Genomic DNA, 22,982 nt, shown 5'->3' with positions numbered 1-22,982 from the left:
TGATACTTACAGCTGAAAAAACAATTCCTTCTTCTCTCAGCTTTAACCACCAAATTTTACCACATTTCCCTTAAGAGAAAAGCCAGTGGTAGCAAATAATTACCACCACTGACGATTTCTAAAGGAGAATACGTTTCAATTAATTATTTATTATCTTTGACAAATTGATCCAATTGTTTTTGCATATCTTTTTGGGCATCGTCCCAACCAGCTTTTTTAAGTTCTGAAACTAATTCTGGAACTGTTTTTTCAGGATCGATTGAACCAGTATTTAAGTTGGCTTTGTAACGATTCATTACATTCATGATGCTAGATAATTGTGTTTTGAAATTATCTGTTTTGGCATTGAAACCTAAAATTGGAGAAGTTTGTGCTTTTTCAATGCTTTCATCTCTTTGTTTGATTTGATCGTCAGTAATTGTATCTTGAGTGTATAAGATCATGTTGTTACCAGTGTTCCAAGCCGCCATGTGTTCATTTGGTTTGTAACCATCTAGTAATTTCAATTTATCGTCGCCAACTTTTTCCCAAGCTTTGCCTTCAACACCATAAACTAAACCATTTAATAATTCAGGATCCGTGTTTAACAAGTTCAAGAATTCAACAGCTTTTTCTTTGTTTTTTGAAGTATTTGAAACAACAAAGTTTGCCATTTGTGCTTGGCTAGTTGTTTTCAATTGGCTTGTTAACGGACGAGAAGTTAAATCTTGTTGGGCTGCATTACGTAAAATTGTATCGCCGTAATCCATTGGTCCTTGTGTTTCTTCACGCATGAACCAAGTGTTTCCTTCTAATGGGAAACCAGTTGTGTTGGTTGCAGCATCCGTTGGAATCAAACCTTCTTTGTACCATTCATGCAATGTTTTTAAGTTGTTTTGGAATTCTTTATCTTCGTATTGGTTGATGATTTTTGGTGCGCCATCTGTATCTAAACGAACTGCAAAAGGATAATCTTTTCCTAATGGGAAGTCTAGATTAGAAGAAGCATTAAAACTTTGACCAATTGCAAAAGCAGCAATATTTGGTTCTTTTTCATGGAATTGTTTTAAAACTTCGGTCGCTGATTGATAAGAACCGTCAACTTTTGAAATATCCAAGTTGTATTTTTTCACGTATTGATCGTTGAAAGTTAATACTTGTTGTGCCCAAGCATTCCCGTAAACTGGGATAGCGTATAATTTACCATCAACTTCATTTCCCTTTTTGTACATTTCAGGCAGTTGATCCATGTAATCTTTGGCATATTTTTGTGATAATTCAGTCAAGTCAGCAAAAGCACCTTTTTGTGCGTTTGCCACATATTGGTAAGCAAAGGCAATATCATAGCTTTCACCAGAGTTGATGATGGTTGGCATTTTCTTATCCCAGTCACCCCAACCGATATATTGTAAATCAATGGTTACACCAATTTTTTCTTTAATGCGTTTGTTGGCGATTTTCATTAATTCATCGTAATTTTCAGGTTTGTCCCCTACTTGATACATTAATAATGTTTTTGAGTCGCCGCTTGCTTCTGAGTCTTTTGAAGCTTCTTTTTGGTTGCCACAAGCTGCTAACCCTGCTGTCATTAATGCCAATGCACTAACACCTAGCACTTTTTTCCACGTTTTCATTACTTCTCCTCCACTCTTTTATTCTTTCACTCCGCCGATTGTCAATCCGCCGACAAAATATTTTTGGAAAAACGGATAGGTCAATGCGATCGGTAATGTTGAAACCACAACGATTGCCATGCGGGCTGATTCAGACGGTAACGCAGCAAGTCCACCTTGGATTTGCGCACCCATCCCAGCATTTTTGGCTAGAAAATCCAAGTTGCTTTGGATTTTCATCAATAAATATTGCAATGGTACCAAGTTGTCATTTTGAATATAAAGCAATGCATTAAACCAGTCGTTCCAATAACCTAATGCGGCAAACAAACTGATCGTGGCAATCCCTGGTACTGCTAAAGGTAAAACAATTTTCGTAAAAATCCGTAGTTCTGTAGCACCGTCAATCCGAGCCGACTCAATAATACTATCTGGTACTGTTTTAATAAAGAAGGTTCGCATCACTAAAATATTAAACGGCCCCAATGCCATTGGCAAAATCAACGCCCAAATTGTATCTTTCAAATAAAGCATATTGCTGACGATTAAATAAGTTGCTACCATCCCTGGGGTAAATAACATTGTAACTAAGGCAAAAAGAGTAAAGAAGCGACGGAATGGGAAGTTAGAACGAGAAATTACATACGCATAAAGCGATGTCATCGTCGCATTCACCACAGTTCCTAACACCGTTACAAAAATCGTTACGCCAAAAGCACGGAAGATTTTTCCACTCATTTTACCGGCAAAAATATAAGAATAAGCAGCCGTTGAAAATTCTTTAGGCCAAAAACGATAACCCAACTCCGCTAATGAATGTTCCTCTGTCAAAGAAATCATCACCACAAAGATAAATGGTAGTACACACGAAATCGCAAATAATGCAATGACGATATTGAAGATAATGTTAACAGTGGGACTAAAGGAACGAATTTCCACTTTTGAGACTTTTTCTTTTTTACGCATGTGTCGCTCCTCCTTAGAATAATGCTGAATCTGGTTCGATCCGACGAACCACGAAGTTTGTTCCTAATAATAAAATCGCCCCAACAACAGATTGGTATAAACTAGCAGCAGAAGACATCCCGATATCACCAGTTGCCGTTAAGCCGTTATAAATATACGTATCTAAAACAGACGTCACTTGATACAAGGCCCCATTATTACGTGGCAAGTTGTAGAACATCCCAAAGTCGGCTCTAAAAATCCCCCCGATGTTTAAAATCAATAAGACCATCATCATTGGTACGATTTGCGGAATCGTGACGTTTTTAATTTGTTGCCATTTTGAAGCACCGTCTACCATTGCCGCTTCATAATATGTTGGGTCAATCCCCATGACAGAAGCATAATAGATGATACTGTTGTAACCTAGGCTCTTCCAAACGTTCATCACAACAAAAATCAATGGCCACCAAGTTGGATCGGTATACCAGTTAATCGGATTTTTACCGTTATTGGTTAACCATAAGTTGAAGATCCCTTTGTCTGGGCTTAAGAAGGCATATACAAAGTAACCGATTACAACCCAAGATAAAAAGTAAGGTAAAAGTGACATCGTATGATAAACTTTCACCAATTTTTTGTTGCGTAATTCACTCATAATAATTGCAAAAGCAATCGCAAAGAATAAGTTAAAGGCTAAGAAAACGACATTATAGGCAATTGTATTGCGGGTAATTAACCAAGCATCCTTTGAAGCAAATAAGAATTTGAAATTATCAAAGCCTACCCACTTACTCGTCATCAAGCTATCAATAAAACCATTTGGCGAAATGTGGAAATCTTTAAAAGCCACCACATTAGCAAATACTGGTATATAAAAGAAGAAGATAAACCAGACAAATCCTGGTAACGCCATTAAAATCAAAGCTTTATAGCGCCACACATTTTGCCAAAAGCTCGCTTTTTTCTTTTTCTTCATCTTTAAACCTCCTTATATTTTTCTGCATCACGGCCTTTTTAATCTTACGGGCCTTCCTGACGTAGTAATAATACCGCTTTCAAAACAAAGAGGTAAGGAACAAACTTTAGATAAAATGCAACAAATTTTAGAAATGGTATATCTTTTTTCATATTTTGTTCACATTTAAAATACGCTAGTAACCTTAACTGCAGACCTGTTTTTATTTTAAGATAACAAAACTTATCCTTAAATTTACTTTGTCTACTATTAAAGATATATTCTTTTAAACCGCACTTACAGCTAAGAGATAACAATTATTATTTCCAGTATTTTTAGCGCTGGTGTATAATAACAGCTGTTTGAGAAATAAAGTGACGTTTGGAGTTAAGAAAATGAAGAAAACAAAAATAGTGTTTGCAAGCTTAGCGCTTTTAGCAGCTTTAAGCATTGGCAGCCTTTCAACACAAGCAAAAACAATCGCAGCTACGCAGGATAGTTCAGATACGACGATACCGACCTCTACTGAAAATAGTAGTCAAACTGCTGCCCTGTCTGAGTCTGTTTCAACTAGTAAAAATAGCGCGGCAATTTCCACAGAGCAAACTACCACCACTACCACCAATCAAGTTACACCAAATTCAATCAGTAAAGAACAAGTTATGCCCCAAGTAAAAACAGCGGCTAAAATTAAAAGTACCCCACAACAAGTGACTCCTGTAAAAGCTGCTAGCCAAAAAACAGCAGTCGCTAGTCCGGTTAAAGCTAAAGGGGCAAATTTTTACGTTCAAATTACCAATAAAAATTATGCTATCTGGTCAAACTTTTCTTGGCAACAGCGCGCTGTTAGTTCCCGTTATTATATGAAATTACTTCACGTAAAAGTCATCTACACCCATCAAAATGGCGCGAACTATTATTCTTTATACAATAATCAAGACAAATGGGTGGGCTATTTAAATGCCGCAGCAACTAAAACAACTCCCATTCAAGGTAGTTGGCACAAAATGCAAAAATATGTCACCATTTCCCAACCGACTTGGACTATTTGGAATAATTTTGCTGGAAAAGCAAAATACAAAGCTGCAACATTAAGTGATCGGGTAGTTAAAGTGACCGGCTATTACACTCACTTTAATGGCGCCACTTATTATTCTCTTTATGATAATAACAACAAATGGCTTGGCTATTTGAATGCTGGCGGGGTAAAAGAAGTCGCTGCCCAAGGTTATTATCACAACTTTAACAAATACGTTAAAATTACGAAAAATTGGTCGGTCTGGCGAAATTTTAATTGGCAATTCAAAAGCTCTGCCACAAGCATTGCCAAACAACCCATTTTAGCCAAGGGCTATTATAAACATTTTAACGGCGCTACTTATTACTCCCTTTACAATCAAAAAGGAACCTGGTTGGGCTATATTAATAGTGGTGCTACAGCAATTAGTGCTGCACCAAAACCAAATAAAACGATTTTGTTAGGTGTGCCTTTTATTAGCCAAGGCAATACGATGTTATGTGAAGGCACTTCACTTTTACAAGCCCTCCATTACAAAAAAATTGCAACCAATCAAAATTTGATGACCTTCGTTAAATCGATGCCCTTATCACCAAATAATAATCCCAATAACGGATTTTCTGGTGAATGGCGCCATAACGTCAACGGAACTTACCAAGGAATGAATCCAAGTCCTGTCGTTAAATGGGGCAATCAAAACGGTGGCAAACTCACAAATATTTCCGGTGCTACTATTCAAACTTTAAAAGGTGAAATAGCCAAGGGCAATCCTGTTGTAACCTGGGTTACCTATGCTTTTGCACCAGCAGAACACAAACGCATGTTTTGGGGCGATGCCATTTGGAATCGTCATGTCGTAACGTTAGACGGTTATAAAGATGGCTTTTATCACGTGGTCGATCCTGTTTTTGGCCCCGGCTGGATTGCTGGAAAATCTTTTGAAACAGCCTATAATGTTTCCCGGCTTGCTGTTTTAGTGAGATAAGACAAAAAATCCCCGCGAAAAAATTTTCGCGGGGATTTTGTCCTGTTTAAATTAATCTAAAGGTAATTCTTCTTGTGCTTCTTCAACAGTTACTTCACTACCATCTCCGATGCCATATGCTTCTCTGACACGCGTTGAGATTTCAGCTTTCATTTCAGGATGTTCTTTCATGTAGTTTTTGGCATTATCACGACCTTGGCCGATACGATCGCCCTTGTAAGAATACCAAGCACCGCTTTTATCAACGATATCTTGTTCTACCGCCATATCTAAAAGCTCTCCTTCTTGCGAGATACCTTGACCATACATTAAGTCAACTTCAGCTATTTTAAAAGGTGGCGCTACTTTGTTTTTAACAACTTTGATTTTCGTCCGGTTCCCAATAATATCTGTCCCAGATTTTAATTGTTCTGCACGGCGAACTTCTAAACGAATCGTTGCGTAGAATTTCAACGCCCGTCCACCTGGTGTTGTTTCGGGGTTACCAAACATAATGCCGACTTTTTCACGAATTTGGTTAATAAAGACTGCGATTGTTTTGGTTTTATTAATGGAGCCTGAAAGTTTGCGCAATGCTTGTGACATCAAACGCGCTTGCAAACCAACATGGGCATCCCCCATTTCACCATCAATTTCTGCCCGAGGTACTAAAGCTGCCACCGAGTCGATAACAACAATGTCAATGGCACCACTGGAAACCAAAGCATCCGCAATTTCCAATCCTTGTTCCCCTGTATCTGGTTGTGACAATAGTAACTCGTCAATATTAACGCCTAATTTTTGTGCATACAATGGATCTAACGCGTGCTCTGCATCGATAAAAGCAGCTGTCCCGCCATTTTTTTGCACTTCCGCAATCGCGTGTAGCGCAACGGTTGTTTTACCAGAACTTTCAGGACCGTAAATTTCAACAATTCGCCCACGAGGATAACCGCCAACACCTAAGGCTACATCTAAAGCTAGCGAACCACTTGGAATAGTGGAAACTTGTTGATCTGCCTTTTCTCCTAATTTCATCACGGCGCCTTTACCGTAGTTTTTTTCAATTTTCTTTAACGCAGCATCTAAGGCTGCTTTGCGATCGTCTGCCAAATGAATTCCCTCCATTATCTTGTCATCTATTTACCAAAAGCTTCATCTTTTGAAGCGAAACTTGTAACCAAACATAAAAACTTGTGCAACTGGTAAGGAAAAACAACTCCTTATCACAGCTTTAATAATAGCCTTTCTAAATTAAAAAAGCAAGAAAAAGCGAACGTATTTTCGCATGTTAAAAGATATTAATCTTTTGTTCGCTTTTGGAAAATTATTTACAAAACTGCACGCCGCAATAAATCTAAGCCCGCCATAACTGCACTATGACGTACATAGGCGCGATCACGGGTGAAGTGATACAAGTGGGCCGTAACCTCTGTTTCACTTGCCAAACCAATCCAAACTGTTCCAGCTGGCTGACCTTCCAGCTCATCTGGTCCTGCCACACCAGTAAAACTTAATGCGTAGTCCGCACCAATAATTTTTCGGGCATTTTTAGCCATTGCTTTGGCGCAGGCTTCACTGACCACACCGTACTCTTGCAATAGCGCTGCATCAATTTGAAGGAGTTTTTCTTTTTGCTCTTTTGCATAAGTTACAAAACCACCAGCAAAAACTTTCGAAGCGCCGCTGATATTGGCGAGGGTTGCTTGGAATTGTCCTGCCGTTAGACTTTCCGCTGCTGTTATACTGCAATTTTTTTCCTGCAATAATTTTACGACCACTGCTTCCAATGAATTTTCTTCACCGTAGCCGTAAAAGTATTCCCCCACCTCCTTTTTGATTGCAGCTTCTGTTTCATCTAATAATTTCATGCCCATTGCTTTATCAGGTGCCTTAACTGTCAGTCGCAGCGTAACTTCATTAGGTTTGGCGTAAGGCGCAATCGTGGGGTTTGTTTGTTTTTCAATTAAATCAGCTAACTGGCTCACCAATTTAGATTCCCCAATGCCGTAAAATCGCAATACCCGCGAAATCAGTTGGTCTGTTTGAGGAAATTTTTCTTCTAAAAGCGGTTTAGCGTGGTGTAAAAACATCGGACGCAATTCTGAAGGCGGGCCGGGCAAAAGTAAAAAGGCTGTCGTTGCACTTTGATAAAAAATGCCAATGGCAAGACCCGTTTCATTTGGCAGGGCAATTCCGTCTTCAAAAATGAGTACCTGTCTTAAATTATTCGGTGTCATTTCCCGTTTGGCTTTCGTAAAAAAAGCATCTAATTCTTTGCGACCAGCGTAATCTTCGACTAAGTTTTGACCAACGTGTTTTGCGACCACGTCTTTTGTTAAATCATCAGTCGTCGGCCCCAAACCACCACATAACACCACAAGATCACTGCGCTCATCTGCTATCTGCAGCAAGTTTTCTAAACGGGCGGGATTATCCCCCACCACGCTATGATAATAGACCTCAATTCCCAGGTCCGCCAATTCTTCTGAGATAAAAGTCGCGTTCGTATTGACGACTTGGCCTAATAGAATTTCTGTTCCCACTGCAATGATTTCTGCTTTCATACTAGCTCCTCACTTTCATATACGCATTTTGTAAAAAAAACAATGAGGTCCTGCAAAATAAATTTCATTTTACAGCACCTCATTTCTCAGCTGGGGTTATGAAGTAAAAAAATCCCCACTTGTTTTATTTAACTATAAAAATTCCACATGAATAAATCGCTTCACAGCAAGTTTGCAAAAGCCTTTCTTCATGTCTGGCTTTTCAAACTAGCTTTATCGGCCTTAAGCTGAAATTTCAAGAAATTTGAAAGGCAATTTATTGAAACCCCATCTTAATGCTCAAAAGCTGAGCAAGTTTACAAAACCTTTCTTCATGTCTGGCTTTTTAAACTAGCTTTATCGGCCTTAAGCTGAAATTTCAAGAAATTTGAAAGGCAATTTATTGAAACCCCATCTTAACGCTCAAAAGCTGAGCAAGCTCCAAAAGCCTTGATTTTTACATCGAGCCTTTAAAGACCGCGGTATTTTTAGCAAAATAATCAACACCTGAGTAAATCGTGAAGATCAGGCAGGCATAAAGTAAAATTTGATCAACAGGTAGCCCGATTAAGTTAAAGGGCATATTGTTTAAAAATAGGAAAATAATCGCAAGCATTTGAGTAGCTGTTTTTACTTTGCCTGGCCATGCGGCAGCCATCACTTCGCCGCCTTCGACTAATAATAAACGCAATCCTGTTACTGCTAATTCACGGCAGACGATAATTGCGACAACCCAACCAGGAGCTTTGTTCAAGTCAACCAACAAGATAAAAGCTGTCATAACGAGCATTTTGTCTGCTAGTGGATCCGCAAATTTACCAAAGTTTGTAACTAAGCCACGAGCACGGGCGATATGACCGTCTAGCCAGTCGGTAAAACTTGCGACAGCAAAAATAATCGCTGCGACTAAATGGGTAATGGGTAGTTCAGTTGTTCCGAGTACTAGCGTGCCAAAATTAAAAGGCAGTACCAAAATCAAAATAAAAAGTGGAATCATACAGATTCGAATAACCGTCAACTTATTGGGTAAATTCAATTGAAAAAATCTCCTTTTCTACTTAAAACCGTCTATTCAGCCGTTTGATAATTAATTGCCAATGTTACATTTTTCCGTAAAGCCGGAATATTAGGATCTGTATAATTCAAGTCTTTGCCATTGGCTTTGATACTTAAGTTGCCACTTGCACCTAAAACGATGGTCACATTGGTCACAGCTTCAGGTAAAGTCGTTGACTGTGTTTCTCCTGCTTGCAATGTATATTGGTAAACATAGCCATTATTAACTAATACCCCAATCCAACAAGGACCATTGGCATTGCCAACAAAATCTAATTTAATTGGACCTTTGGCATCACTCAAACTGAAAACAGCTTCTGTTTGCGTATTGCTATCTAGTTTTACCGCCATTTCTTTTTCTTTTTTCTCAGATTCTTTCGTGGATTCTGCTGGTTTTGCTGTCGATTCTTTGGTGGAAGATTCAGCTACTTTACTCGTGGTAGTTGTTGCTTGATCCACTACCACTGAAGAATTGTCCGCAATCATTGGCGTTTGATTATTGCGATCTTGCCACGTCATGTAAAATACAATCACGACGATAACCAACGCAACCAACCCAAAGAAAATGACCGGTAACAACCGCATAACCGGGTTGCCGGTTTTTTCTTCTACGTGCAACGATTTTCTAGAGCCTTGGATGGTTTCTGGCTGCGGTCGTTTTGGCGGTGGCGGCGTTAGCGTTTCTTTGCCTGCTAATACGGCGACTAATTTGTCTCCATCTTCTCCGACTGCCTGGGCATACTGCTTCACAAAAGCCCGCACGTAAAAAGAACCCGGCAACAGATCGAATTCGCCGCTTTCGATTGCCTCTAAATAGCGTTTTTGAATTTTGGTAATTTGTTGTAATTCATCCAGTGAAATATTTTTATTTAAACGGGCTTGCCGTAATCTTGTGCCGATCGTTGTTGCTTCATTTGCCACTTACACATTCTCTCCAGTCTTTAATGCAGCCAGCCTCCTGTCACAGGAATTGTCGCACCGGTAATATATTGCGCATCTTGTTGAAATAAAAAGGCTACAGCTGCCGCGATTTCCTTAGCGTATGCTAGTCTTCCTAGCGGGATTTCTTCTATTAATTGTTTTAATTCAGTTGCTGTGAAATCTTCATTCATCTTCGTAGCAACAGCTCCTGGTGCAATGCAATTAACCGTACAGCCATTAGCGGCCACTTCTTTTGCATAGGCGTTGACAAAACTTTGCTGCCCGCCTTTAACCGCACTGTAAACAGTTTCTAGGCTGCTACCATTTAAACCATAAACAGAGCCGACAAAAACAATTCTTGCTTGGCTAGAACGCCGCAATTTTTCCTCCAAGCCCTGCAAAATCAGCAGCGGTGTCTCCAAATGCAGCTGCCACAGACGCCGCATGTCTTGTTGTGTATGTTCACCAAGCAGACCATATTTGGTAAAACCGGCGGCAAAAACAATGCCATCCACTTGAAACAAACCCGCCAAAAATGACGGAATATCGGGGGTTTCTAGCATATCTAAGCATACCATAAAAAAATCTTGCTGGGGATAGGTTTCCTTTAACTCGCTAACAAATTTTAATACTTTTTCTTCATTGCGATGATAGTGACAATATAACGACCAGCCGTCTTTGGCTAAAGCGCGACAAATCGCTTCACCAATATCGCCGCTAGCCCCCATTACAAGTGCACTTTTCATGCTTACTCCCCCTTAGGATACATGAAAAATTCACTCATAGCGTCTGCATTTATTAACCGCTGGCCACAGGTATAAATATCTTCTAAGGTTATCGACTGAATAATTTGGGGCAAATCAAACAACGTCAATTCACCAAATAAATTTTGGTTGAATTGATTGGCAATATATTCTAAGGAATTCAAAGACTGGAAGAATTTCCCTAGCATCCGTTTTTTCAATAAAGATAAGTTGGCTTCGTTAATTTCTTCATCCTCGCCGTAATGGAGTAAGATTTCTTTTACGGCTTTGGTAAGTTCAGCCGGCTTGTCACTGTCGCCGCCAAAATCAGCAAAGCAAAAGGTGCGATCCAAATTAAACTCATAACCAAACGTATCATCAATAACCCCTTCATCATACAGGCGCAAATAATTTTTAGAAGTGGTACCTAAAAGCAGCTGCCACAACAAGCTAGCGGCTGTTTTGAAACGTAATAAATCCTTGTTGTCTGTCGGAAGATCAGCCGTCAACATTTTAATTCCCAAAATGCCTTTAGCTCGCGCCACAGGCATTTCTAAGCGATCGACTTTTTTAATGTCTGTTAGCGTTTCGGCGGGAAATTCGCGTTTTATCGGTTGTGGAGTTGAAAATTTTTTGCCCGCTTGATTTTCTTTAATCAGCGTCATCATATTATCTGGATCAATGTTGCCCACCACAAATAATTTCATGTTGCTAGGATGGTAAAAAGTGTTGTAGCAGGTGTATAAATCTTCAGCTGTAATTTCAGCAATACTTTCCACCGTTCCGGCAATATCAATGTGTAAGGGATGCTCTGGATATAAGTTGTTTATAATGCCAAAAAATTGCCGCCAATTCGGATCATCTTGATACATTTGAATTTCTTGACCGATAATTCCCTTTTCCTTATTCACACTTTCAGCTGTGAAATATGGGGCTTGCACAAAATCCAGTAAAGTCGTCACGTTTAAATCGATATTATCCGTTGCTGAAAACAAGTAACTGGTTTTCGTAAAGCTGGTAAAGGCATTGGCCGATGCGCCTTGTTTGCCAAAATCTTGAAAAACATCTCCTGTTTCTTTTTCAAACATTTTATGTTCCAAAAAGTGCGCAATGCCATCTGGCACAGTAATAAATTCTTTTTCCCCTAGTGGAATAAAGCGATTGTCAATGGAGCCATAATCGGTTGTAAATAACCCATAAGTTTTATGAAACCCGGGTTTTGGCAGTAAGTAGACCGTTAAGCCATTGGGTAAAATTTCGCTGTATAAGGTTTCGTTTACCTTTTCGTACACTTTTTTCATTATGAGGCGCTCCTTTCCAAGCAGTAAATGGCTTTTAATTCTACCGATAACGCCATTTTCTTCACTGCGTCGATTGTTACTGCGTCAACACCTTTAAGAAAATCTTCCTCAGATGTTTTCGTCTGTGGTAGCCACAAGTCTAAATACGCATTTTCAATCAAGGCTTGGGGATTATCTAAAGACAATAAAAACTGATTTTTTAACATCGCTTTGGTTTGTGCCAACTCTTCGGTAGAAACTTCCCCTTTTCTTAAGCTCTCCAACTGCTCGTTAATCAAACGCAACACAGCTTCTCTTTTTTCTTGGTCGATACCTGTCTGCACTTTTAACATGCCGCGAAAAGAATCAAAAGAAGAAGAGGCATAATAGGCCAAACTTTCTTTTTCCCTTACATTCATAAAGAGCTTGGAATGAGGAAAACCGCCAAATAGGCCATTGAAAACAAGTAAAGCAAAACGGTCGGCATCGCCGTAATAGGTATCCATTTGATAGGCTAAATTTAATTTAGCCTGTACCACTTGGTCGTATTCCACTTGTTCATTAATAATATTGCTGTGATTTTGCGCAAAGAATATTTCTGGTTTCACCCGCTCACCTTTTTCAAAAGGTAATTGCGCCAAAATTTCACTAACCGGCTTGGCTTCAACGTCGCCAATAACAAAAATATCAATGTGATCTTCTGTCATCATTTTTTGATAGACAGCTACCAATTCTTCGGCCGTTAAACCTTCTGTTGTCGCCACAGTACCAAAACTTGGCACCTTTTGATCGGCAGAATTTTGGAAAAATAATTCCTGTAGGCGTAAAGAGGCAAAAGTCTGCTTATCTTCTTTCATGCTCTTTAAATAGGCGATTAAATTTTCTTTTTCAGTCGTAAAGGTCTTTTCATCAAAGGCCCCGTCTTTTACATTAGGGGCAAATAAAATCTCTTGCAAAAAGGCGACAGCTTGTGCAAATAAATCTTCTTCACCTACATAGCTTCCATTGACGATGGACATCCCAACGTTGACTTGGTGGATATTGCCTTTTTTAGCAACACTAACGCCAAAGCCTGCCCCGTAAAGTTCTGCTAAACGGGTACTTAACTCATTTTGAGTGGGGTAATTCAAACTATTTGTTTCTAATAAACTCGTTAATAACGTGCGGGCCGCCGCCGTTTTTTCACTGTGGCGGGCCGAAAAACGGATTAAAATCCGCGTTGTCTTATATTTCTTGGTGGGTATTACTTCAAGGTTGATACCACGGCCTAATTCAACTGACATATACATGCTCCTCATCAAATAATTTCAACTTCTCAAAGAAAAGTTGTCGCTACAATAAATTTTATTGCACTTCATATGCGTTTTATGCAAAAATTTGGGCACTCTTAGCGCTCCTAGTAGAGTTTGAATCTTACCGCCGCTTTATCAGAAAAGCTTTGTAAATTGCCTTTAGAAAAGCTGGTGAAATTACAATTTCTTATGAAGAATTTCGCGCCCTTTTTGGCTATAAAGAAAAGGCGCGATAAAATTCTTATTTTTAAAGCTAAATCCTGTCGTTATGTGTACTTGCCACTCGTTTTCATTTTAAAACAACATCACTTTAATTATAGCATAGCCCTGTAGTAAAGATTGATTTTACGCCTGTTTGCGATTTTGTTTCATATTATTTCAAATATTTAAAAATCTTCGTTATACTGTTTTTAGCAATCCGCATTTTAATGCAGATTTTTCATGATAGCTGAAGGTTTTTCACTTTCATTTTCAATGCGGGAAATAAAAGAAAGGAGCAAAAAAAATGATTAAAGAATTTAAAGAGTTTTTAATGCGGGGTAGCGTCTTAGACCTAGCCGTTGGGGTTGTTATCGGGGGTGCTTTTACGAGCATCGTCAATCAAGTGGTGGAAGGTTTGATCACACCTTTAATTGGACTTATCGTGTCATTGTTCACTAAAAAAGGCGATTTAGATTCCGCCATGAACGTTTTGGACGTTAAAATTAACGGTGTCAAATTTGAATTTGGCAATGTCGTAAGTGCTATTATCACCTTTATCATCACTGGTTTTGTACTATTCATCATCGTAAAATTCGCCAACCGCGCGAAAGATTTACGCAAAAAAGAAGAAGTCGAAGAAGAACCAGAAATTACAGCTGAAGACTACTTAAAAGATATTCGCGATTTGTTGGAAGCACAAAGTGGACCTGCCACAAAAAAAGCACGGGAAGATTTGAATAATTCAGAATACTAAAAAAGACTCTGGGATAAACGTCAATTGACTTTTGTCCCAGAGCCTTTTTGCGATACAGATACAGAAGTTACTGCACTAAAAACATGTGCTAACTTGTATTTTCAGCTTCTTTTTTGCTAATTATGTTTTTTACGCTAAATACAGCGACTGACTTCCCATTATTTGGTAGGTCTTGATAAAGCGGGCTTTTTCCACCTGCCGATCTTTGTGGCCATAAGGATCATTAACATAGACCCAATCTTGGCTAATTCCTGTAATCACGACGGCATGGCATAATGTCACTACGTTAATTGTGCCATGTTGCGTTTGCCACGTTTTTATTTCACCTTTAGCTGGCAGTCTAAAGTCTGTTGTTGTTTCCACCCAGACAGGTGTCCCCTGCTTAACTAAAGACTCAATTTCAGCAAAATCCAAATTACGGCTTGCATGAACAGCAACATCAGATTGCACCACCTGTTGTGCTACTTGGGCCACCGGTTCAACCCCAACGCCCATCGCCTCTAATCCTCCATTGATGTTCCCGACAAATCCATCTTGTGGATCGCCATGAAGCGTGTCGTTGACCCAAACGGGAACATAAGTTAATTTTTCTGCTAACTTATTTTTTGTAGTTTGATAGCCATAATAGTTTAACAGCATCGATAGTGCCGTAATTTCACAACCATTTCCGAGCTTTTTTTCTTCATTTTGATTTTCCAGGGGCACTTGAATTGTTACGGCTTGTTGGTTTAAGACCGGCTGCATTTTAGCATAGACTGTTGAAATGCCCAATAAAGATGCACCTAAGACAAGAACACCAAAGAAGATGCGTTTGATTTTCATCATCTCACCTACTATTCATCTAGCAAAACCCACGTAAAGGCAGAATTATTCAAGTCCATACTTCCTGTTCCTGTTAAGTTGAATTGTAAAAATTCTGCTTTTTTAGCTGGGTTAATCACGATATAGCCAATTGTTACTTTTTTCATTTCATGGGCAGCTAAATTTCCGATATTGTAATAACTTTTCCCTTCGCCATGTTCACTAATAAAAACAGGTTCCCCATCGTGATCAAAAGGTTGTAAATAAGTCGCCTCGTCAAACTGATAACCTGCTTTTACTTTGTTCATTAATTGTAATTGTGGCGCAAAATACAAGTCCTTCACTCTTTTTGCAGTTTGATTGGTGATGGTGATGGTCATTTCGCGATACTGCGGTTGAATTTTTTGTTTGGCTAGTAGTTGATCGATCGTCTTGACGCCATCACCACGTTGATAACTACTGCCTTCATAGGTACCTAGATTGCCAGTTTTATCAATTAGACCGGCTTTGGCAAATTCTTCTACCTGCCCGATATATGCACGTTTAGCGTAATCCGGGAGTTGTTTTTGGGCCGCATTTTCTTTTACTTGGATTTTCAAAGCGTCTTTTTTATCACCAAAACTTGCTTGAAAGGCTTCATTTTCATGGTAAATTGTTTTTTGATTTTCCTGAAGTGGCGTATAACTTTCTTTTGCTTTGTCCTCATTTTGATTTAGTGGTGTAACGGGTGTTGCTTTTTGGGCTGTCACCTTTTCCAAGCGCAAACCCGCAATGATTTTTTCTTGCTGCACTTTATTTACAGTATGATCAAACATAATCTGTAAAATGCGGTTTTCTTCTGGTAGCATCAAATAAGAAACCGTATCATAAGAGCTGCCATTTCCCTGTCTTTTCACTGTATATACATCATGTTGCCCACTGGTTGACTTTACCGTGCCTACTGCGTTAGGGACTGTTAGTTTTTGATTTTTTTCTGGTTTAATAAGCGCTAGCGAAAACCCACCATCTCGAGTTTCTTTTCGCCAATATTTCATATTCTGAGTTTGGGGAATGGCCGTAAGTTCTTTGGGAACATAGGTTGCGTCAACACGATAATACGCTGTGTCCTCTGCTTCATTTTGTACAAATAGTGTCGTTAAAAAGCCATCTTTTTTGGTCGTGACTTCCCATATTTTATTGGCCGCAAAAGCGCTCGTTGGAATTAGAATTGCTGCTGCGGCAATTCCCATTAAGATTTTTTTATAGCGTTTGTTTTTATTCGTTGGCCGCTGCTTTTTCTTTATATTACGAATAATTTTTTCTTGCTTGATGTCATCAAAGGGCATCCCCGTATCTTGCAATAATTTAGTCAATTGCGCATCGTCTAAATGGGACAAGGGGTTATTCTCGTATTTTTTAGTCATTTATTGCACCTTCTTTAAGTAATTTGTCCATTACAATTTGAATTTTCTTTTTCCCGCGATACAAACGCCGATTTACCTCATCAACACTCAACTGTAACCTTTCACTGATAAATGCCGGCTTCCATTCTAAAAAGAAACGTTGAAAGCAAATGGTTCGGGTCGGTTCGCTTAATGTTTCAATCGCTTGAAAAAAAGCCCGCCAAATGGCGTCGTCTGCCTGCTCTTTTTCAGGTATTGTCTCAAGTAAAAAAGCATCATCGGTCTCCACTATTTTTTGTTGTGCTTTCAATCGATTCAAGGCCATGCTTTTTGTCATTAATGCTAAATAATTTTTCAGCGAACCTTTCTTTTCATCATATTTTTCTGGCTGATTCCAAAAACGTAAAAAGACGTCACTCACTAATTCTTCTAAATCTTCTGCTGAACCTTGTTTGCCGATAATCGACCAACCCACCGCCCATAATAATTTCGAATATTCTTTGATCAGTCGATTAAAGGCCACTTCGTCACGAAGTGTAATAGCTGCAGCTATTTCTTTATCCTTCAAGTTATCTCCTCCACTTCACACATATATACAGCAAAAAATGTAAAAATCCTCCCTTAAAATTAATTTTCTAAAAAAAGATAAAAGAATTCACTTTTCTAATGCCTTTTTTTGGCTTCTTTTACTTAAGGCTGCTCTTTTTACATTCTTGATTTGTACGAAATATTTCTAGTCCTGATAGTACAAAAAAAGCTCTTACACCAACTTATAATAATTGGTGTAAGAGACTCTTTAAAGTGCTTCTTGCTGCATATCGATATGGGGAATATCGTCTTCTAAATAGATTTCAGAAATGGCTTTAAAACCAAAGCTGGCATAAAAATCTTGCAGATAAGCTTGAGCGCCAATGACAATTTTTTTACCCGGAAATCTTTCTTTGATAACAGCAAGCGTCTTGGCAACAACTTTCTTTCCTAAGCCTGTGCCACGGAAATTTTTGTTCACGAGCACCCGGCCAAAATGCACCGCTTTTGCTTCTTCATAAATTCGGGTATACGCCGCAATTTGTCCATCTTCTGTGACAAAGTACGTGTGTAGTGCCACTTCATCGGTTTCATCAATTTCTTGATAGGGACAATTCTGCTCTACGACAAAAACTGCGACCCGCTCTTTTGCCACTTGATAAAACTCTTTGGTCGTTAATTCAGCAAAACTTTTTACAATATATTCCATTTCTACCTCCTCAGATTGAACGATAAATATCTGGTAAATTCTAGCTAAATATTAAAAAAATACGAAAGCCCAGCTGAGCCTTCGTAATTTTTTATATTGCATCACCTAAAAATTCGATTTCGACAGTGCGAGTTAAAACATCGGAATAACTGTAGGAAACTCGTTCGAAAGAATTTTCTTCTGGATCTAAATCGACTACGAAGACAGAAGGGTATGTTTCTGTAAGAATCCCTTTGCGTTCGGTTTGACGTTTACGACCAGTTTGAGCCACCAGCATAATTTCACTGCCAATGCGACATTCTAAATCTTTTTTGATAGAAGCTAAAGTTGTTGGCATCGCGTTCACCTCGCTTGCCATCTTATCACATTTTTCTGAAAATTTCAAGTTTATCATAAATTTTTTGTCGTTTCAATACTGAATTTCGCGTTATTTTTTTCCTTTTTAAAAGGTTCTATTTTAAAAAAAATTTCAAGAGCTCATTTTCATTTCCTTGCGGATTTTCCTGCGCGCCCGTTCTAAGGCACACCCAATTTTTTGCTGACTCATGGCACGTTGATAGGCATAATATTCCACCTGTTCTCCTCTTAAATAAGCCTGCAATACATCCGCTTCCAACCTTGATAATAAGCAAAAAGCCACCCGCAACTTCTCTTCTAATAATAGTTGCTCTTCGGCGAAAACGACACTTTGATTATGGGCCACTAAAAAGTCTGCCCCTTCTTTTGCTATCTTTTCTTCTAAAGAGATGGCTTCTACCATTCCCTTTCTTTTATAGGCACCTTGTTTTCGCAACTCGCTTTTTATTTTATTTTCAAAGTTGTTTCTAAAAAAGGTACCAAAAGAAACACCACGACACGTTTCATAACAAGATAAAGAATAAAAAAAACTGATACGCCCTTCTTGTAACCAATCGTCGTAATCAAAATCTCGCAAATAATAGCGTCCCATCACTTTATAAATAACCGGTCGATAATCAAAAAAGAGCTTTTCAAAAACTTCCATGTGTCTCAAAACTACTTGGGGGTTAAAATCTGTTCTCATCATTTTAATGCCTCCTCCCAAATTCTCTTGCTTTTTGACTGTACCACGAAAAAAAGCCCAACCAGTTTCATCCGGCGGGCTAATCTAGCGTTGGGGAATTTTTAATTCTTTTTGCTTAATTCTTGTAACTTTTGTTGCAACTCGGAAAGTTGCAGATCATTCCAAGGCGAATTGCGGCGAAAATTACTAAATTTCAAATCTTCTTGGTGTTCTGAAATCAATTTGTTGGTTTTGTGGACTGCTTTGTACAACTCACGAGCAGAAGTCCGTAACGCACCTTGGGAGAATACCACCCACTGCTCAGCCAAATCACTCGTAGCTACTGTGACTTGGGTTAAGGCATTATTTAACTCGCCGGCAACCCGCTCAATATAACTATCGGCTGTTTCCCCTTCTTCAGTGAAAATTACTTGCAGTTGATATTTCGTATAGCGTTGGGTAATACCGGGTACAAATTGGGCATCAAAAACGACAATGATTTCTAAGCCCTCATATTTGGCATAATTTGACAACAAATTCAGCAGTGTTTCTCTTGCGTCTTCTAATTTCTCGGCTTTTTTTAGTGAAACCAATTCTGGCCAAGCACCAATCATGTTATAGCCATCGACAATTAATAGTTGTTTTTTCACCCTATTCACCTGCCCGTTGGCTGAAGGCTTGATACATCAAAAGGCCACTGGCTACGCTGGCATTTAAACTTTGAACGTGTCCGACCATAGGAATGGTCAGCAGTTCATCCACTGATTTCATCAAACCGGCACTCATCCCTTTGCCTTCATTGCCGATGATCAAACCAATTTTCCCTTTGGCATTCCACTTGCGATAATCTGTGCCTTCCATGGCGGTACCAAAAATCCAAAAGCCAGCATCTTTTAACTGCTGAACAGCTTGACTTAAATTGGTCACGCGGGCAATTGGCATATGTTCTACTGCTCCTGTTGATGTCTTCACCACAATCGGCGTAATTCCCACGGCGCGATGTTTAGGAATAATGACTCCATCAACGCCGGCAGCGTCGGCAGTACGTAAAATCGAACCAAAATTATGAGGATCTTCTAGATTATCCAAAATCAGATAAAAAGGATTTTCTTTCGTTGTTGTTTCCAGCAACTCAGCTAAGGAGAGATATTCATAAGGTGTAATCGCCAACACCATTCCTTGGTGAACCCCGCTGTCACTCATGGTATCTAATTTATTTTTAGGCACCCATTTAACCGGGACTGCTTGTTCGGTGGCCAAAGTTTTTAAGCCTTCGATTTTATCCCCACGAGCATCTTCTGCTAAAAATAATTTGTTACCGCGGCCAGCTTTTAAAGCTTCCACTACCGCATGATGACCAAAGACAAAATTTTCATTGACCTCGGTTTCTTGACTGTTATTTGCATCGCTGAGTTTTTTATCTGCTTTAAAATTAGCTGATTTTTTATGACGGAAATTTCCTTTGTCGTCAAAGTTTTTTCCACGTCTATTTTTATCTTTTGTGCCATAACTTGCGCGGTTTTGATTTCTTTGCAGCTTGTCATCTCGCTTATTTGCCATTTGTTTCACCTACTTTCTTGATACACCAGTCTATCAGCTCTTCTAAGCGTTCTTTTTTATTTAGCAAATGAAGATAACCCATCAACGCTTCAAAGCCTGTCGCGATGCGATACGTGGTAACATCGGCGTTTTTGGCACTGGTATGACTTTTACTATTGCGACCACGGCGATAGAACAATTCTTCCTCTTCTGTTAAAATTTTGGCAGCTAACATTTCATTCATTAAAAAAGCTTGCGCCTTGGCTGAAACGTAGTGGGTTGCTTGTTTGTGTAATTGATTAGGACGACTTTGACCTGTAGACACTAAATAATCACGAATATAAACTTCGTAAATCGCATCTCCCACATAAGCTAGTGCCAAACCATTTAATTGTGTGTAATCTCTCATGCTTCTCGTCTCCAACGGGTACCTTGCGCGGTATCTTCTAGAATAATCCCTTGTTCTTTTAATTGATCGCGAATTTCATCACTGCGGGCAAAATCTTTATTTTGACGCGCTTCAATTCGTTTGGCAATCAATTTTTCGATTTCTTCGTCTAATAATTCATTACTGATAAAATGAATCCCAAAGACTGTCAACCACGCTTGGAATTTTTCAATCGCAGCCTGTAAAACAACTTGTGAAACGTCACTTTGCTCGGCATAGGTGTTTAGCCATTTTGCTAATTCATAAACGACTGTGATGCCGTTAGCAGCATTAAAGTCATCATCCATCTCAGTGACAAACCGTTTTTCCAACTCTTGTAACTCCGCTAATTTCACGTCATCATCTGCTAAGGTGTCTTGTGCTGCTTTAAGACGGAAATTCGCATTTTCACTTGCTGTTTTTAGGCGTTGCAAATTATTAGCGGCATCTTTTAAAGTTTGCTCACTGTAGCGAATCGGGCGGCGGTATTGCGTTGTCGCCATAAAGAAACGCAAAACTTGGGGCTCAACTTTTTGAATCAAATCATGAACAGTTACAAAATTCCCTAGTGACTTACTCATTTTTTCATCATCTTCACCAATTGTCACATAACCGTTATGCATCCAATAATTTGCAAAGGTATGGCCTGTTTTTGCTTCACTTTGCGCAATCTCATTTTCATGGTGCGGAAATTCCAAATCTTGGCCACCACCGTGAATATCAATGGTATCACCCAAGTGTTTGGTGGCCATGACAGAGCATTCAATATGCCAGCCCGGACGTCCAGCTCCCCATGGTGAATCCCAAGAAATCTCTGCTGGCTTCGCACTTTTCCATAAAGCAAAATCTAATGGATCTTCTTTAATATTTTGTTCGGTGCCCGTTCGTTGGCTCGCCCCTACTTCTAATTCATCGATTGATTGATCACTTAACTTGCCGTAATTTTCAAATTTACGGGTGCGATAATACACATCGCCACCTGCTTCGTAGGCGTAGCCTTTTTCTATTAAGACGCTAATAAAATCAACGATGTCAACAATATGATCCATTACCCGCGGATGTAGCGTTGCCGGCTTAACATTTAAAGCATTGGTATCTTCTTCAAAAGCGTGAATAAAACGCTCCGCCACTGCTGGTGCTGTTACTCCAAGTTCTTTCGCCGCGCGAATAATTTTATCATCAACGTCGGTAAAATTAGACACATAATTCACCTGAAAGCCGCGGTATTCAAAGTAACGACGAATTGTGTCAAAAGCAATCGTACTTCTAGCATTGCCGATATGAATATAATTGTAAACCGTTGGCCCGCAGACATACATACGAACCTTATCTGCTTCAATTGGTTTAAATATCTCTTTTTCCCGCGTCATTGTATTGTAAATCTTTATCATATTTCAACCTTCTTTCCTGCAATTCGAACAACTTTGGCCGGGACTCCGACCGCTGTTGCTTCATCTGGAATGTCTTTTAAAACGACGGCACCAGCACCGATCTTTGCATTTTGACCAATCGTCACCGGCCCTAAAATTTGAGCATTGGCGGAAATCATCGCACCAGTTTTTACCGTGGGGTGTCTTTTTCCACCATGTTTACCTGTACCACCTAAAGTGACACCATGAAACAATACCACATCATCGCCAACTTCTGCTGTTTCACCAATCACCACGCCCATACCATGATCGATGAAAACACCCTGACCGATTTTAGCACCTGGATGAATCTCAATCCCCGTTAAAAAACGCTGAAATTGAGAACTTAGCCGTGCCCATAAAAACAGCTTGTGATTGTACAAAAAATGTTCAAAGCGATGCCAAAACAGCGCATGTATCCCAGGATATGTCAAAATAATTTCCAATGTGTGTCGGGCCGCCGGATCATTTTCCTTGGCCGCTTGAATCGCACGTCTCCCCCACCCCATCATGTTCCCTCCTAATTAAGATGTTCAAAATGATTGGGCTGATAGTGAGCAATAAGATAAAGGGGCTAAAGTGACGTATTTTGTCACTTAAGACACTTTTCTTATTGCCGAACTATCAAATCATTTTGAACTCGTTTTTTAGATGTTTTAGCAGCTCGTTTAGAAAATGAGCAAACTGAAATTTTTATACTTTTCTTATCGTAAAAAAAGCGCCCTTTAAATAAGTTTCCTTACTTAAAAGACGCTTTTGGCGTGGTTCCACTTTCATTTGAACAAAGGAATGCCTACACTTTGTTCCTCATCGGTGGGTAACGTCCACAAAACGGCTTAAAGCTTGCTCCCAGGTGCATTTCCTGCCTCATTTCAGCTACTTTCCACCAGTTGTAG

23 protein-coding genes and 1 other annotated feature (1 of these 24 only partly in view) are annotated in these 22,982 nt (G+C 39.3%); of the genes, 2 read left to right on the top strand and 21 right to left on the bottom strand.

Going from position 1 to position 22,982, the window contains the following annotated elements; genetic code table 11:
• Positions 1–143: 143 nt before the first annotated feature.
• The 3 genes from AC6R0T_RS00890 to AC6R0T_RS00880 are packed head-to-tail and all read right to left on the bottom strand — an operon-like array spanning position 144 to position 3,516.
• Positions 144–1,613, bottom strand: a complete 1,470-nt coding sequence (locus AC6R0T_RS00890; RefSeq protein ID WP_206902645.1) for an ABC transporter substrate-binding protein — start codon at positions 1,611–1,613, stop codon at positions 144–146.
• Positions 1,614–1,631: 18 nt separating this feature from the next.
• Positions 1,632–2,558, bottom strand: a complete 927-nt coding sequence (locus AC6R0T_RS00885) for a carbohydrate ABC transporter permease (RefSeq protein ID WP_206902646.1) — start codon at positions 2,556–2,558, stop codon at positions 1,632–1,634.
• A gap of 13 nt (positions 2,559–2,571) precedes the next feature.
• Positions 2,572–3,516, bottom strand: coding sequence for an ABC transporter permease (locus AC6R0T_RS00880; protein ID WP_206902647.1), 945 nt, complete (start codon positions 3,514–3,516; stop codon positions 2,572–2,574).
• A 374-nt stretch (positions 3,517–3,890) separates the two neighbouring features.
• Between AC6R0T_RS00880 and AC6R0T_RS00875 the strand changes: the two genes are divergently transcribed.
• Entirely contained in the window at positions 3,891–5,498 is a 1,608-nt protein-coding gene (locus AC6R0T_RS00875) for a C39 family peptidase (protein WP_303753608.1), read from the top strand.
• A 51-nt stretch (positions 5,499–5,549) separates the two neighbouring features.
• Here AC6R0T_RS00875 and recA read toward each other — a convergent pair whose 3' ends face one another.
• The 7 genes from recA to yfmF form a co-directional block, all read right to left on the bottom strand.
• Positions 5,550–6,590 (bottom strand): recombinase RecA, encoded by a 1,041-nt coding sequence (gene recA / locus AC6R0T_RS00870; protein ID WP_206902671.1) that lies wholly within the window; start codon positions 6,588–6,590, stop codon positions 5,550–5,552.
• A gap of 218 nt (positions 6,591–6,808) precedes the next feature.
• Positions 6,809–8,044, bottom strand: a complete 1,236-nt coding sequence (locus AC6R0T_RS00865) for a competence/damage-inducible protein A (protein WP_303753609.1) — start codon at positions 8,042–8,044, stop codon at positions 6,809–6,811.
• 436 nt (positions 8,045–8,480) lie between these two features.
• The gene (gene pgsA, locus AC6R0T_RS00860; RefSeq protein ID WP_206902650.1) at positions 8,481–9,059 is read right to left on the bottom strand and encodes a CDP-diacylglycerol--glycerol-3-phosphate 3-phosphatidyltransferase; all 579 of its coding nucleotides are present in this window, start codon (positions 9,057–9,059) and stop codon (positions 8,481–8,483) included.
• 32 nt (positions 9,060–9,091) lie between these two features.
• Positions 9,092–10,000, bottom strand: coding sequence for a helix-turn-helix domain-containing protein (locus AC6R0T_RS00855; protein WP_303753610.1), 909 nt, complete (start codon positions 9,998–10,000; stop codon positions 9,092–9,094).
• 20 nt (positions 10,001–10,020) lie between these two features.
• Positions 10,021–10,746: an elongation factor P 5-aminopentanone reductase gene (ymfI, locus tag AC6R0T_RS00850; RefSeq protein ID WP_206902652.1), complete on the bottom strand. Its 726-nt coding sequence runs from the start codon at positions 10,744–10,746 to the stop codon at positions 10,021–10,023.
• Positions 10,747–10,748: 2 nt separating this feature from the next.
• On the bottom strand, positions 10,749–12,047 hold the full coding sequence (gene yfmH / locus AC6R0T_RS00845; RefSeq protein WP_303753646.1) for an EF-P 5-aminopentanol modification-associated protein YfmH: 1,299 nt from the start codon (positions 12,045–12,047) through the stop codon (positions 10,749–10,751).
• Positions 12,044–13,306, bottom strand: a complete 1,263-nt coding sequence (yfmF, locus tag AC6R0T_RS00840; protein ID WP_303753611.1) for an EF-P 5-aminopentanol modification-associated protein YfmF — start codon at positions 13,304–13,306, stop codon at positions 12,044–12,046. The genes yfmH and yfmF overlap by 4 nt, the downstream gene beginning before the upstream one ends.
• Positions 13,307–13,820: 514 nt before the next feature.
• Between yfmF and mscL the strand changes: the two genes are divergently transcribed.
• Positions 13,821–14,270: a large conductance mechanosensitive channel protein MscL gene (gene mscL, locus AC6R0T_RS00835; RefSeq protein ID WP_206902654.1), complete on the top strand. Its 450-nt coding sequence runs from the start codon at positions 13,821–13,823 to the stop codon at positions 14,268–14,270.
• A gap of 129 nt (positions 14,271–14,399) precedes the next feature.
• On the opposite strand, the gene AC6R0T_RS00830 is transcribed toward mscL, so the two are convergent.
• The 11 genes from AC6R0T_RS00830 to epsC form a co-directional block, all read right to left on the bottom strand.
• Positions 14,400–15,092, bottom strand: coding sequence for a C39 family peptidase (locus AC6R0T_RS00830; RefSeq protein WP_242595750.1), 693 nt, complete (start codon positions 15,090–15,092; stop codon positions 14,400–14,402).
• Between the two features lie 11 nt (positions 15,093–15,103).
• Positions 15,104–16,474: a hypothetical protein gene (locus AC6R0T_RS00825; protein WP_303753612.1), complete on the bottom strand. Its 1,371-nt coding sequence runs from the start codon at positions 16,472–16,474 to the stop codon at positions 15,104–15,106.
• On the bottom strand, positions 16,467–17,021 hold the full coding sequence (locus AC6R0T_RS00820; protein WP_230709642.1) for an RNA polymerase sigma factor: 555 nt from the start codon (positions 17,019–17,021) through the stop codon (positions 16,467–16,469). Before AC6R0T_RS00820 ends, AC6R0T_RS00825 begins: the two co-directional genes overlap by 8 nt.
• 228 nt (positions 17,022–17,249) lie before the next feature.
• On the bottom strand, positions 17,250–17,690 hold the full coding sequence (locus tag AC6R0T_RS00815) for a GNAT family N-acetyltransferase (protein ID WP_206902658.1): 441 nt from the start codon (positions 17,688–17,690) through the stop codon (positions 17,250–17,252).
• Between the two features lie 91 nt (positions 17,691–17,781).
• Positions 17,782–18,084 (bottom strand): Veg family protein, encoded by a 303-nt coding sequence (locus AC6R0T_RS00810; protein ID WP_396139821.1) that lies wholly within the window; start codon positions 18,082–18,084, stop codon positions 17,782–17,784.
• A 75-nt stretch (positions 18,085–18,159) separates the two neighbouring features.
• Entirely contained in the window at positions 18,160–18,735 is a 576-nt protein-coding gene (locus tag AC6R0T_RS00805) for a sigma-70 family RNA polymerase sigma factor (RefSeq protein ID WP_230709646.1), read from the bottom strand.
• A gap of 98 nt (positions 18,736–18,833) precedes the next feature.
• Positions 18,834–19,361: an NYN domain-containing protein gene (locus tag AC6R0T_RS00800; RefSeq protein WP_206902660.1), complete on the bottom strand. Its 528-nt coding sequence runs from the start codon at positions 19,359–19,361 to the stop codon at positions 18,834–18,836.
• Position 19,362: 1 nt separating this feature from the next.
• Entirely contained in the window at positions 19,363–20,271 is a 909-nt protein-coding gene (rlmB, locus tag AC6R0T_RS00795; protein WP_230709649.1) for a 23S rRNA (guanosine(2251)-2'-O)-methyltransferase RlmB, read from the bottom strand.
• Entirely contained in the window at positions 20,261–20,659 is a 399-nt protein-coding gene (locus AC6R0T_RS00790) for a Mini-ribonuclease 3 (RefSeq protein WP_206902662.1), read from the bottom strand. Before AC6R0T_RS00790 ends, rlmB begins: the two co-directional genes overlap by 11 nt.
• Positions 20,656–22,068 carry a cysteine--tRNA ligase gene (gene cysS / locus AC6R0T_RS00785; protein WP_303753613.1) on the bottom strand — a complete coding sequence of 471 codons (1,413 nt, stop codon included), beginning with the start codon at positions 22,066–22,068 and terminating at the stop codon, positions 20,656–20,658. The genes AC6R0T_RS00790 and cysS overlap by 4 nt, the downstream gene beginning before the upstream one ends.
• The gene (gene epsC / locus AC6R0T_RS00780; RefSeq protein ID WP_206902664.1) at positions 22,065–22,595 is read right to left on the bottom strand and encodes a serine O-acetyltransferase EpsC; all 531 of its coding nucleotides are present in this window, start codon (positions 22,593–22,595) and stop codon (positions 22,065–22,067) included. The genes cysS and epsC overlap by 4 nt, the downstream gene beginning before the upstream one ends.
• 234 nt (positions 22,596–22,829) lie before the next feature.
• Positions 22,830–22,982, bottom strand: a binding site (T-box leader) (it continues 48 nt past the right edge of the window).

This window comes from Enterococcus sp. S86.2, from assembly GCF_059834485.2.
Note: the sequence above shows the minus strand (reverse complement) of the source record. Positions and strands in the feature narration are given on the sequence as shown.